The sequence below is a fragment of the Halalkalibacter oceani genome (genome assembly GCF_023715605.1).
In the GTDB taxonomy this organism is placed as follows: Bacteria; Bacillota; Bacilli; order Bacillales; family Bacillaceae_D; genus Halalkalibacter; species Halalkalibacter oceani.
The window spans coordinates 398639-412193 of sequence record NZ_JAMBOL010000002.1 but is presented as its reverse complement, the minus strand read 5'-3'; the positions used below and the strand labels follow the sequence as shown (position 1 = coordinate 412193).

Sequence of the window (13555 nt, the reverse complement as noted above, 5' to 3'; positions counted from 1 at the left end):
GCGCCTTATTTCACCAGTGGCTTTTGCGGATTGGTGATCGGTTCAAGCTGGCTCATAATTTCTTCACTATCCTTAAGCTTCCACGGCGGAAGATGAAGCTTTTGTCCAAGCTCTTCAAACGGTTCATCGATCGTAAAGCCGATATCACTTGTCGTGAACTCACAAAGAATGCCACCAGGCGATCTGACGTATGCGGAATGGAAGTAATAACGGTCTTTAATTTCGGACATGTCGGTAAAGCCCAAGCCCGTCACAATTTCCCGCACCTGATTTAGCTCATCGTCCGTATCAACGGCAAAGGCAACATGATGAATCGTACCGGCACCGAGACCCCAGCTTCCTTGAGGAAGATCCGGCTCGTGCACAACATAAATCGTTTTATTCGCTCCCCCCTCCTTTAATTCATACTGATAATAATTCCTTTCCTGGCCGATAAATTGAAAGCCGAGCACTTCAGTAATAAAACGGTTCTGTTCTTCTACTTCCCGCACCGACATCGTCACACTATGGAATCCTTTGACCGCTTCGTTAATCGATACGTCATCGGTGACATATCCTCTCCTTGTATCCGTATCATCCTCGACAAATTCAAACTCAAGCCCGCATGGATGCATAAAAGTTAGGCGTCTTTGGCCAAAGCGTTCTTCAATGGTACCGTGCCGGACATGATGCTTTTGAAAATGCTCCACCCAAAATTCGAGTGAATTGGAAGGCACGGTATACGATGTGATCTTAACCTGCCCTGAGCCTCTTCTTGCTTTAATTCCAGCCTTTCCATACGGAAAAGTCGTCATCGCCGAGCCGATATCAGCATCAGCATTTGTATAATAAAGATGATAAATAGGCAATGGACCGTCCATTAAGACCGTCTGCTTAGCCAAACGTTGCCCGACAATCGTCGTAAAGAAGTCGACATCTTCCTGGGCGCCTGCCACCCCGGCCGTTACATGGTGAATCCCGTTAATAAGATTTTGCAGCATAGAATTCTCCTCCTTGTTCATTGTTAATTTGATGTGGTGAACCACTGTCTTCACTTTAAAACGCTGCTCTAACCAGTTACTTACACAGGCAGGCTCTTTTTCTTACTCACAGCGTTTTTTTTCTGACAAAAAGAGGAACGGAGAAAAATTAGCAAAAAGGCCGGGAAAAAGGTAAAAAACCCTTTAACCCGGCCTGCCTCACACGTGAATCTCCTTTATATCATTCGGGACAATTAATGCCGGCCCGGTGGCCTGCTGGACTTCCTCGACCGTCAGTCCCGGGGCGATTTCTTTTAAAAGCAGCCCTTCCTTCGTCACTTCAATCACAGCCATATCTGTAAAAATACAGCTTACACATTGTAAAGCGGTCACCGGATAATCAAGTTCCTTGACGATTTTCGCCTGACCATCCTTGCTCGTATGCGTCATCGCGATATAAAGTGCCTTCGCTCCGATCGCAATATCCATGGCTCCGCCTATCCCGCCTAATTGCACGCCTTTTACTTTCCAATTGGCAAGGTCGCCTCGTTCTGACACTTGCATCGCGCCGAGCACCGCCACATCAATGTGCTGACCTCTGACCATCGCAAAAGAGTCGGCCGAATGAGAGAAGCTCCCTCCCGGAACAAGTGTGACAGGCTCCTTTGCGGCATTGACGAGATCGGGATCAGCTTCATCCGGGTCAGCAAGCGATCCCATCCCCAGTACACCTTGTTCGCTGTGATAGATAAATTCCGCTTCCGGGGAAACGAAATTGCTGACCAGGACAGGAATGCCGATTCCTAAATTAATCACATCGCCATTACGCAGCTCCTGGGCGATCCGTTTGGCAATTTGCTCTCTCGATAGCAGTCGTTGATCCATTTTTTCTCAGCTCCTTTTTACGACACGTTGGACGAAAATCCCCGGTGTGACGATTGCCTCCGGGTCCAATTCACCGACTTCGACTATTTCATCAACTTCAGCAATCGTGACCTTGGCAGCCATCGCCATCACCGGATTAAAGTTACGCCCTGATTTGTTGTAAACGAGATTGCCCCAGCGATCCGCCTTTTTCGCGCGAATAAAAGCAAAATCCCCTTTGATTGCTTTTTCTAGAATACAAGTGATCCCGTTGAATTCCTTTTTGTCCTTGCCTTTTGCCACTTCCGTCCCGACACCTGTGGGCGTATAAAATGCTTCAATGCCCGCTCCCCCGGCCCGGATCCGTTCGGCCATCGTCCCTTGGGGAATCAGCTCCAAATCAATTTTTCCCTGTTTATATTTTTCCTTAAACACATAGCTGTCTTTTTGCACCGGAAAAGAGCAGAGCAATTTCGCAATCCGGTCATGAGCGATTAATTTCGCAATTCCTTCCTCGTGATAGCCTGGATTGTTGCTGACGGCTGTCAGGTCTTTCGCCTCCTGGTCGTATAACGCATAAATTAATTCATACGGCACCCCCGCGCCGCCGAAGCCGCCGAACAAGACCGTGCTCGCGTTATCTACGTCAGCAACTGCCTCAGAAGCAGAAGCGATTACTTTGTTAATCATCTGTCACACCCTCCGTTCATCAAAAATAACCTGCTTATCAACTTCTGTAATCGGTATGGTTCTCCACATATTCAAACAGCTGCTGAGCGACGGATTCCTGCCTTCCTTTTTCAATCTCCTCGGCAATATGACCGACGAGCCCGACAGCCCTCGCCGCGACAGCAAATGACTTCACAAGTCTGTAATCAATCTCCATATCCGACATGATCGCCCCGATCGCTCCGGTGACATTTAACGTAATTTGCTTCCCTTTCTCCTCACAAAACTGCTTGTGCATCTCCAGCAAAAGCTTTGAATGCTTACGGAGGAAGCCGAGCTCTTCCGCTAACGCAAACAGCTTCGGTGTACGCGGATCGACCGGTTTATGGATGTGGTGACCAAACCCCGGCAGCTGCAAACCCTGCTCCTTCCGTTCCTTAATGACCGTCGCCGCAAGCTCTTCAATGCTCTTCTCCTCTCCATGCTGCCGGAAAGCGTTTTGCAGCATTTCAGAGACATATTCCATCGCCCCGAAATAAACAGTGCCGGCCCCAAGCAAGCCGGCCGCCACGGCAGCCTGAACAGCCTCGGGCGCGCCGAGATACGTAAGTCGGGCCGAAATGGAACTCGGGGTAAAGCCGTGCTCACAAATCGCGATCAACAATGCGTTGAGCATTTGTGATTCCTCCTCCGACGGCTTTCGATGCTTCGCCCCTAAAAACGCCATATCAGCAAGGGTAATGTTTCCGATTAACTGCTCGGCCAGGTCGTAACCATGTACTTCGATCGATTCTTTCGTTGACTTGCCAATTCTTGTTTCAAATTCCATCGCGACAGCCTCCCCATTCAATTCATGTAGAATAGAAAAACTATAAAATATATTTCTAACTGACTTCTTACTGGAAAGCGCTTTAATCTTACAAACGGACGGAGAAAGAACCGCCAAGCATAAAAAAAGAGCCTGGAAAAAAGGACGTCTTTCCCCTTTTCCCAGACCTGCATGGAACGGGACCACTTTTGCAGAATGCAGAAAAGGGCTGGGCCAAACGTTTTTTCTTTTAGCCCAGCCCTCGATTTGAGCTTGAGACAAAACTATCTTTAGGCCTACTGGCAATGGCTTCACACGCCACAAGCCCGTTGTGAGAAACCCACTCACAACGGGCTTTAAAAGATCGTGTCGGTTCCGCTCATTGCTTAGAGACTGGGCAAAAGGTAAAAAAACAACCTTTTGTCCCAGCCTCAGAAGCCATCCTTTCGTTTACTCGCACGAAAAAGTATAGCTTAAGGAGAGAAGATTTCTTTCTACCTTCGGAGCTCCGCCTAATTCAGAGCAGCGGTCACTTGCCAAACTGATTTCCTTATTGTTGAAATAGGATTGAGTGCCGACTAAAAACACGGCTGCAAGCAAAACCAGCGCACATAGCGCCATCCCTATTTTTCTGTTCAATTTCACCCGTTTCTACCTCCCAGCTCTATAGCCAGTTTATCATAATGTTTTGCTGAACAGCTTAGAGATATCATTAAAAAAGAGGCTTTATCTTGCAGCCTCTCTTTCTTTAAAACTTCAACGCCTTGCCCATATGAACCAGCTCTTTTGCCAAATGCTCCATTCGCCTGAGGACTTCCTCATCGATCAGTTCTTGCCGTTCATTGAAATGGTCGCGTGTCACATAGACAGAGCTTGGCGCTACAAAGGCGCGAAAATAGCCGGCTATCGGTTTCAGTTGATTTTCGATAACGAGATAATGCTGGGGAATTGCTCCTGTTGCGATAAATCCGATCACTTTGTTCCTTAACGCGGCTACCGGCGTTACATCAATTAGATTTTTTAACGGACCGGACAAGGATCCGTTAAAAATCGGCGTGCCGAATAAAAAGACATCAGCAGCATTCATAATATCGATTACTTTTTTCGTATCCCCCTCATAGGCAGCCGGATCCCGCCCATCACAAAATTGGAGCTGATAGTTTTTCAAATCAAGCAGCTCTGTCTCGACAGTGGAGTCGACTTTTTTGATTTCGTCCAAGATGAGACTGACGACGGCACTCGTTTTCGTTCCAATGATCGTGCCGGAGATGCCAACGACTTTCATGTAAGTCCTCCTTTCGCCCTTTTCAGGCTTGTTACTCGTACATCATGTCGGGAAGAAATGTAACGATACTCGGGAAAACAACCAAAATCGCCGTGAAAATAATGATCGTGACAAGCATAGGAACGACGCCGCGAAAGATCGTTTGAATCGGGATATTTTTCGCCACTCCGCTGATGACATACACACTTAGCCCTAAAGGAGGTGTCAAAAGACCCATATTCAGCACCAAAATCATAATGATCCCAAACCAGACGCCATTAAACCCTAAATCAATGATCAGCGGATAGACAATTGGCAATGTCAGGACGAGGATCGCGAAGCCTTCCATAAACAGTCCAAGAATGAGATAAACGAGCAAAATGATTAGTAAAATTAAATAAGGTGAAATGGTAGTATTGGCAACTGACGCTGATAATTGCATCGGCAGCTTTGAAATCGCCAAAAATTTCCCGAACATACCCGCGCCAATTAAAATCATAAACAGCATCCCCGTAATCCGCACCGTATCCATGATTGACTGTAAAAAATTCGTCCAGTTCAACGTTTTCGTCGCAAGAGCGATCAGAAGCGCCCCAATTGCCCCGACACCACCAGCCTCTGAAGGGGTAAAAAAGCCAAAATAGATTCCACCGATGCTGACGAGAAAGACGAGTAAAAACGGCCAGACCTTTTTTAAAGAGCCAATTTTCTCACGGAAAGGGGTCGACTCTGCTTTCAATGGAGCCAAGGCAGGATTTCTGCGAATCTGCACATAGACGGTGACCATAAATAAAAGCGCCATGGCAATGCCGGGGACAATACCGGCAATCAGCAATTGCCCAATCGGCTCCATTGTCAAAACACCGTATAAAATTAGCGTCACACTTGGTGGAATGAGAATCCCCAACGTCCCACCGGCGGCGACACAGGCCGTCGATACTTTTTGATCATAATGATAGCGTTCCATCTCTGGTAAGGCGACTTTGCCAATGGTTGCCGTAGTCGCCGAGACAGAGCCCGAAATTGAAGAAAAAAGCGCACAGGCACCAATCGTCGCCATCCCCATTCCTCCGCGAAGATGGCCGATCCAGCGGTCGACTGAATGGAACAGATCTCGCGCTAAACCACTGTAGGATAAAAACATCCCCATTAAAATAAACAAAGGCATGACACTTAAACTATAATTACTCGCCGTTTGAAAAGCGGTACTGCCAAGCTGAACCAAAGCGGCGTCGACATTCACGAGTAACGAGTAGCCGACAAAGCCGATTAATAGTAAAGCTACAGCGACTTGAACGCGAAGCAGAATTAGGGTGATTAACAACAGGATACTCAACCCGCCCAGCATTTCAGGACTCATGTTCCGGATTCACCACCTTCAGCAATGACTTCAAAAAATCAACGACGGCGGTCATGGCATATAGGAAAGCACCAAGCGCGCAAAGATAGACGAAGGCGGAAACCGGCAGATGCAAATCCCCCGTTAACGTCGTACTCGTCCGGCCGGCGAAGACAACCATTTGCCAGCCCATTAAAAAAAGCAATGAGAAGGTGACGAAATAGCTGATCGCATCGAGGACCGCCTGAGTCCGCTTCGAACATTTATCAACGAATATTCCAATCGCAATATGCTCCTTCTTGCTTTGAACGTAGCCGAGGCTCAGAAAGACGATTAGCGCCAGCGACAAATAGGTTAACTCGTGTGTTCCTACGATCGGCCTGATAAAATACCGGCCTGTGACATTAGCGAATGTCAGGATCATCATTAGAACAATTAGAGTTGCCGCTATGAACCCGGCGATTTCATTGATTTTGCTCATTCCTTTTTCCAAGGAAGTAACAAATTTCCTCATTCCGTTCACCCCGGCTTTCCAGATTAATCAAGCGTTTCCTTCAGTCTGAGCACTTCTTCATATACCTCACGCCCGGGCAGGCCCATTGCTTCAATGCTTTCAATCCACTCATCTGCGACAGGCTGAAGCGGATTTCCCCATAAATGCTTTTCTTCTTCTGGAATATCAAAAATTTCGACGCCTTTTTCTTCTGCCATCCTCCAGCCTTCTTCAGCAAGCGAGTCATACGCTTCGGCATGCTTCAGGCCATATGCTGCAAATAATTCTTCAAGAGCCGCCTGATCGTCCGTGGAAATCTGACTCCACGTATCTTCATTGATGACGCAGAAGAATGTCGGCAATACGAGATTTAACCTCGTGATATGACCGGCGACGTCACCCAATTGAAAATTTGGAATCGTCGATCCATTGGCAAGCGCCCCGTCGACAATTCCGCGCTGCATGGCTTCATATACCTCGCCCATCGGCAGCGTGACCGGAATCGCTCCGAATGCTTCCAAAAATGCATTTCCAGTCGGCGATGGTGTTAAACTGATTCGCAGCCCTTGCAAATCCTCCGGCTTATGAATCGGTTTATCAACCGTAAATACGTTCTCCCCATCGCCAATCCATAAATAAGCAATCTTCGTTCCGTCGTGCTCTGCTTCAAATTCTTCTGAGAATGTTTCCAGCAGGGCATTCGATATCTCGGTTCCATTGATTGCGCTATCCCCAATGAACGGAAGGCTGTTAACCGAGACTAAGTGAAAAACCCCCGGCGTCGTATTGTGCAGTCCATAACCGATATCCGCAATCCCGGTAACGGTCATGTCATATGTTTCACTTGGTGCACCCAGTCCCCCTGCCGGATAGAGCGTTGCCGTAATCCGTCCTTCTGTCACTTTTTCAATTTCCTCCATTAGTGGTTCAACGACCTGAACATGCTGACCGTGCGGGCCCGGCCAAACACTGGCGATCGTCAATTCGATTGCCTCCGCTGCCTGCTGCCCCTCCTGCGAGGAGGAATCGCTTGCACGGCTATTCCCATTATCCTCCGTTGAGACCGATTCAGAAGACTGGCCGCTGCACGCCATCAGTAGGAAAAGCATCAATAAAAGCATGCCAGCTACAATTTTTTTCATTTCACTCTTCCCTTCATTCATTATTACGAACATATGTCATTGCGTTTCCGCGCTTCTGCTCTGCCTGGAAAGACGGCCTGCTGTTTTCGGTTTTATCGAACTGGCAGGCAGCAGCCAGTCCTGATAAAAGTGAGCAGAAAACAGGTTTCCTGCTCACTTTGTCTACTTTCCCAGTCTCAAGTCAGCCGTCTACTTTGTCACATGAGCCGCCTGTAAAAATTGAAGTGTCGAGTCGACAACTGCGTCAAGCTCCTCAGCCTGAGGATAGTGGCCGGAATTTTCCATAATCACGACTTGTGAGCCCGGCAATTTTTTGTGGTATTCATAAGCATAATCAACCGGGACGAGTGCATCCTTTGCGCCCCAAATGATGCAGCTGTTCGCTTTCACCCGGTGAATCCGCCGGCTTAACCCCTTGTCCGGGATGCCCCACATAAATTTTGCGGCTTCTGCGGCGGCTGTATTTTGCGCGACCATAAAGTCAATCCGCTCTCGCTCATCCTCCGGCGCCGCATTGGCAAATGCCTGAGCTGCCGGTGAATGGAGATTGGCAAACAGATGCTGGAACAAGACATCCGGCGTGTTAAGCATCGTAAAAACATCCTTGACCGGCGCTTCATCAAGCCATAATCCTGCCGCGCACACTAGTACAAGGTTCGTCACGCGCTCCGGATTGGTCGAAGCCAGCTCTGCCGCAACCATCCCCCCGAACGAATGACCGATAATATCAACTTGTTCCAATCCGAGCGCATCAAACAATTCATAATAATACAGAACTAAATCCCACCAGTCGCGTATTTCATCTTTGCCGAGCGAGCCGCCTGTTCCAATATGGTAAGGCGCGTACACTTTGTAATGCTCGGCAAGCCTATCCAAATAACCATCCCATTGCAGCCCGCCCGCGCCGTGAAGATAAACTAAAGGCTTCCCTTCGCCGGCAATTAAAACCTTCGCGCTGATGTTATCTCTTACGTTCACCGTTTCTACTGCTGGTACAGCCATGATTGATTCCTCCCTCTACCCTTTTTTTACCGCTTCTTTTTCTGTGACTTCCGGCCAGTTCTGCACCTCATATTGATCGCCCCAAATGTCGCGCACATGCGGAATTACTTCTTCTCCCATCAGGCGGATGTTTTTCAATGCCAGCTCATGCGGCATCGATCCATGATTTAAGAGCGCGATAAAATGACCGACATGCAGCTTCTTAATCGCCTTTCTTATTTGCTTGATAACGCTTTCAGGAGAGCCCGCAATAATATAGCCTCCTTCCACCATCTGTTCCCAGTTCAAGCCTGCTCTCAGCTTCGCCCCGGCGCTTTCGGTTCCATACTGGCTTTGCATCCCCGCCCTGACACTTTTTTCTGTCCGGTAGCCCGGAGCCTCGAGGAATTCCGGCGATACATGAAAGCTTTTTTCAAAGAAATAGTTAATATGCTCTTCATATTCTTCCTTCGCTTTTTCATCGGTTTCTGAAATACAGATCATTTGAACAAAACCGACTTTATACGGGTTCATATCGAGGCCTAATTGCTTCCGGCGCTCCCAGAACTTATCAAACTTATCTTTCGCAAATTCATGCCCGTAAAAGCTGAGATAGCTATATTGATAGTCGTTTTCTGCTACCCAGTCAAACGTCTCCTGGCTAGCTGCGCCGCCCGGAATCCAAACGGGCGGATGAGGCTCCTGATAAGGCCGGGTCCAGACATTGACATATCTTAATTGGTTAAATTTCCCGTTAAAATGGAAGACTTCCCGTTCCTTCCAGGCCTTCATAATTAAATCATGGGCTTCATAATAACGAGGCCTAAGCTCAGCCGGATTAATGCCATACGCATAGTTCGTATCCATCGAGGTACCAACCGGAAAACCGGCAATCAGGCGCCCGCCTGAAATATTATCCAGCATCGCCAATTCCTCGGCGACGCGAATCGGCGGATTATAAAGGGCCAGACTGTTGCCCAAGACGATCAGAACCGTTCGCTCCGAATCCTTCACTTTTCGCGCCAGTGTGGCGGCGATCAAGTTCGGTGAAGGCATCATTCCGTACGCATTCGCATGGTGCTCGTTTACCCCTACACCATCAAAGCCTAAATCAATCGCCAGCTCGTATTGATCGATAAAGTCGTTGTACATTTGATGCCCTTTTTCAGGATCATACAGTTTGTTCGGGAGTGAAATATAGACGCTTTTATACGTTTCCGTGAAATCTTCCGGTAAATCACGATACGACATTAAGTTCATGAATACAAATTTCATACTTTCCCCTCCGTTATCTCTTCTAATCTGAATTGTTTGTGCGGTCCACCACACTTGCCGCGTCCTTGCTGCCTCCTTTCTGTTCCAGTCGATCTAATCGCACTATAAAGGAGCCACCTAACCACACCCTTACAAGGAGTTCTGAATTTTCTTACAATTTTAATGCCAGCAAAATAGAAAAAAACTGTATACCACTACAGCCCTTCTTACTGTAAGATAAATAAATACTAACAAGTGATAAATATTTTTCTTACGATTGACTTACACACCCTTGACAATTAAGTAACTTATAAATAGTATTAATAGCAAAAATATGTAGAAGTTGGGGATATCCTAGGTATGTTGGGCAACTTTATGAATGCGCTTACATTTTGAAGGAGGGTCTACATGCTATTTTTTGAATCAAAGTTAAGTGTGCCGCATTATACTCCTTGTTTAGTTAGAAAGCGTCTATTTACTTACCTGGAAAAACATTTAGACTGTTCCCTCATCTGTTTGATAAGTGACGGCGGCTACGGAAAAACAACGCTCGTTTCGAGCTTTACGAAGGAAAGGAATATACCTACAGTCTGGTATAAGCTATCACAAATCGACAGCAATCCAGCTGTTTTTCTCTCTTATTTAAAAACCGCGATTATGAGAAAAATATCCGGCGAGAATGTGATCTATGATGTGTCGGACACTGACCTTTCCCGTGAGCTGGATAAGATTATGAGCATTTTATCAACCTGGCCGGAACGGCTCATAATCGTTTTGGATGATTATCAGACGATTGACCAAAGCCCGGAAATCGAACGGATGTTGATCAATATTCTATCGCATGTCTCCCCACACGTTACCTTTATCATTACGAGTCGCATACGCCCTAATTTAAATCTCGTAAATTTAAAGTTGAAAAATAAACTGGCTCGCTTGAGTACAAAAGAGCTGAGATTTACACCAGATGAAATCAAGCAATATTTTTCCCATTTACACAAAATCGACTTACGGAACCAGGAAGTTCATTTCATTTATTCAAAAACAGAAGGCTGGGCTGCCTGCTTGCAACTATTGCAGGACTTGATCAAAGATATTAATGTAACGGAGCGGTTGCCATTTTGGATAAACTTCAAAGGAACTGAAGATATTTACAATTATTTAGGTGAAGAAATTCTTGCCAAACAAAGTGATGAAATTAACTATTTTCTTCGGCGGACATCGATCCTTTACGAGCTTAGTCCGGAAGTCATTGACAAATATTTAAACATTCATCACTCAGAACAAATTATTGACCACCTGCTGACAAATCATCTCTTTATTTATCAAAATGATTATGGCGAAGTGCGCTACCACCCTTTATTTCAAGCCTTTCTGACGAAACAACTGACAACACAATCCGAAACCGACACGATTCAAAAGCTGCATAGTCAACTTTCGACAATCTATGAAGAAAAGAAAGATTTCTTTCATGCATTTGCCCATGCTATCTCCAGTAACAATTTTTTTATAGCGACGCAAATCATGGCAAAGATGAAAGAATTTTATCCGCCCTCCAGGTTTGTCGAATTTGTTGATTGGTTTTTCCAGGAAGTTTCTCCCCGGTTACATACAGCCAGTATTGGATTATTCCTTGTAAAATGCCTGCCGTTAAGCGCTTTGCAAAAAGTGATACCGGCGATGGAAAACAATTTAAAACAATATGGTAGCCACCTGAATCCATTATCGGTTTCGCATTACAAGCATCAGCTCGCCGCCGCTTATTTTTACAGCGGGGAAATCGGTAAGGCTGAACAGCTTTGCGCCGAATCCTTGCAGGAGTCCCATCAAAACAAAGATAATCAGATGATCGCGATTAACCTTTCACTCCAATCTGTCATTTATTTCTATAAGGGCAGCGCTGATAAAGCGCTTGAAGCTGCTCAGAAATCGTTGTCATACCCAAATCTGAACAATTTTTTTCACCCTACTCATATTTCATCGTGGATATTAGCGGAAGTTCATCTCATGAACAAGAAATTAGATAAGGCGAAACTTCTGTTAGAAGAAACATTGAAAATATCAAAGCAACGCCATAACGCTTCTATCGTTTATCCTTACTGTTCAATGGGGAAATACTTTCGCTTAATTGGCGATCACCACCACGCGCTCGAATGGATTAATAAAGCGAAAGCTACGGCTGAGGAGTTTCAAATTGAATATGCGATGGCCTGGGTGTATAAAGAACTTTCCACGACTTACATGGAGCTCGAAAATTGGGATTTGGCAGAGCTTTACTTATCTAAAGCGTACTCATATGTCACGGACTCCGCCTATTTAAAATGCACCATTCTACAGTTACAAACCAGCCTTTACACAAAGCGGGGAAAAAATGAAGCCGCGGCCGATACGTTAAAAGAATTTCAGGACATCTGCACCGGCAAAAACTATCACTGGTTACTCTCCTCAGCTCCGGTTGAAGTGGAGCGGAGGCCGGTTCTCATCAAGGAGAAGCGGCATGCTGACCGCAGCGCTCTTTCCATCACAACGTTGGGAAACTTTGAAATCCTTGCCAATCATAAGCTCGTTCCTATTAAACGAAAGGCCAGTTTGCACTTGCTGCAATATTTGATTACACATCAAGGGAGTAAAATAAACAAAGACAGCATCCTTGACGAACTTTTTCCTGGCGGGCTGATGGAATCGGCGAACAACCAGTTCTACGTCGCCTTATCCAATTTGCGTAAATCGTTGGAGCCCGATTTAAAAAAAGGCCCCTCATCCTCTTTCATTAAGCGTGATGGTGAACATTATTATTTAGATACAGAGTACATTCACCTGGACATTAATGAATTCACCCGATTAGCAGAACAAAAAAACTCCCTCAGTCCGTTAGAAAGAATTCAAGATTTGAAACAGGCTGAAGCTTTATACAAAGGTGACTACTTCGAGGGCTATCCTTACAATATCTTTTTAGAGCTTGATCGGGAAAGATATCGCGTCCTTTATATCAACCTCCTACAGGAACTGGCCGAATATTATTGGAATACCGGGGACTATTCAACCGGACAACATTATTATGACAAATTATTAAACAAAGAACCTTATCAAGAGAGTCTTTACCTCGATTATATCGAGAAGCTGCTGACAGCGAAGATGCTTCTTCACGCCAACAGGGTATCAAAGCTTTATCAGCAAATGATTGAAAAAGAGCTCGGAATCCCGGTAGTAGCAAAAATCGAAGCGATGTTCAGCAACTATTCAAAATCGATGTGAAACAGGCGCGGTTCTGAGGAAAACCGCCTGTTTTTTTCAAGCATTTTCTCATTGTTTCCCTCCTTGACGGGTAGAGGATAGCCGTGCTTTCATGCTATTGTGATAGAAACGACAGAACAAAGCGGACGAGCTATATTCAATAAAAGGAAGGATCGAGATGAAGGTAAACCGGGATTCACAATTTATTCGCGAGGTCCGTTTGAAGGAGGAGCTGATTTTGTCTTATGACACTTTCCCGCTTACCCTCCCGTTTATGCAGCATTTCGGGACGGTATCCTTTCATCCTAACTTGACGTGTATCATTGGGGAGAATGGGATGGGAAAGTCAACGTTGCTTGAAGGAATTGCGATCGCCTTGGGATTTAACCCGGAAGGCGGCTCGTTGAACTTTTCTTTCGATTTTAATGGCTTATCCGGGCGCGAAAATCATCCAGCTTACCGAAGAGGGGATGGAGAAGTCAGCTTAGAGGAGATCGAGCATTATTCGCTCATGAAGCAATTTTAAAGGCTGGTCAAAAGGTAAAAAAAAC

The 13555-nt window shown here is 46.0% G+C and carries 13 protein-coding genes; 2 read left to right on the top strand and 11 right to left on the bottom strand.

Going from position 1 to position 13555, the window contains the following annotated elements; translation table 11 throughout:
- Positions 1-5: 5 nt before the first annotated feature.
- The 11 genes from M3202_RS04655 to M3202_RS04605 all read right to left on the bottom strand — a co-directional run bounded on the left by M3202_RS04655 (position 6) and on the right by M3202_RS04605 (position 9794).
- Positions 6-980 (bottom strand): ring-cleaving dioxygenase, encoded by a 975-nt coding sequence (locus M3202_RS04655; protein WP_251222171.1) that lies wholly within the window; start codon positions 978-980, stop codon positions 6-8.
- A 198-nt stretch (positions 981-1178) separates the two neighbouring features.
- Positions 1179-1844 (bottom strand): 3-oxoacid CoA-transferase subunit B, encoded by a 666-nt coding sequence (locus M3202_RS04650; RefSeq protein ID WP_251222170.1) that lies wholly within the window; start codon positions 1842-1844, stop codon positions 1179-1181.
- Between the two features lie 6 nt (positions 1845-1850).
- Positions 1851-2513, bottom strand: a complete 663-nt coding sequence (locus M3202_RS04645; RefSeq protein WP_251222169.1) for a 3-oxoacid CoA-transferase subunit A — start codon at positions 2511-2513, stop codon at positions 1851-1853.
- 37 nt (positions 2514-2550) lie between these two features.
- Positions 2551-3321: a citryl-CoA lyase gene (locus tag M3202_RS04640; protein ID WP_251222168.1), complete on the bottom strand. Its 771-nt coding sequence runs from the start codon at positions 3319-3321 to the stop codon at positions 2551-2553.
- Positions 3322-3750: 429 nt separating this feature from the next.
- Complete coding sequence (locus tag M3202_RS04635) at positions 3751-3945, bottom strand: hypothetical protein (RefSeq protein ID WP_251222167.1); 195 nt, start codon at positions 3943-3945, stop codon at positions 3751-3753.
- A 103-nt stretch (positions 3946-4048) separates the two neighbouring features.
- Entirely contained in the window at positions 4049-4585 is a 537-nt protein-coding gene (locus M3202_RS04630) for an NADPH-dependent FMN reductase (protein WP_251222166.1), read from the bottom strand.
- Between the two features lie 31 nt (positions 4586-4616).
- Positions 4617-5924 carry a TRAP transporter large permease gene (locus M3202_RS04625; RefSeq protein WP_251222165.1) on the bottom strand — a complete coding sequence of 436 codons (1308 nt, stop codon included), beginning with the start codon at positions 5922-5924 and terminating at the stop codon, positions 4617-4619.
- Complete coding sequence (locus M3202_RS04620; RefSeq protein WP_251222164.1) at positions 5914-6417, bottom strand: TRAP transporter small permease subunit; 504 nt, start codon at positions 6415-6417, stop codon at positions 5914-5916. Before M3202_RS04620 ends, M3202_RS04625 begins: the two co-directional genes overlap by 11 nt.
- A gap of 23 nt (positions 6418-6440) precedes the next feature.
- Complete coding sequence (locus M3202_RS04615; protein WP_251222163.1) at positions 6441-7538, bottom strand: TRAP transporter substrate-binding protein; 1098 nt, start codon at positions 7536-7538, stop codon at positions 6441-6443.
- A gap of 189 nt (positions 7539-7727) precedes the next feature.
- Positions 7728-8540, bottom strand: coding sequence for an alpha/beta fold hydrolase (locus M3202_RS04610; protein WP_251222162.1), 813 nt, complete (start codon positions 8538-8540; stop codon positions 7728-7730).
- Positions 8541-8555: 15 nt separating this feature from the next.
- On the bottom strand, positions 8556-9794 hold the full coding sequence (locus M3202_RS04605) for an LLM class flavin-dependent oxidoreductase (protein WP_251222161.1): 1239 nt from the start codon (positions 9792-9794) through the stop codon (positions 8556-8558).
- 387 nt (positions 9795-10181) lie between these two features.
- Between M3202_RS04605 and M3202_RS04600 the strand changes: the two genes are divergently transcribed.
- Positions 10182-13025, top strand: coding sequence for an AfsR/SARP family transcriptional regulator (locus M3202_RS04600; protein ID WP_251222160.1), 2844 nt, complete (start codon positions 10182-10184; stop codon positions 13023-13025).
- A gap of 157 nt (positions 13026-13182) precedes the next feature.
- On the top strand, positions 13183-13530 hold the full coding sequence (locus M3202_RS04595) for an AAA family ATPase (protein ID WP_251222159.1): 348 nt from the start codon (positions 13183-13185) through the stop codon (positions 13528-13530).
- The last annotated feature ends 25 nt before the right edge of the window (positions 13531-13555 follow it).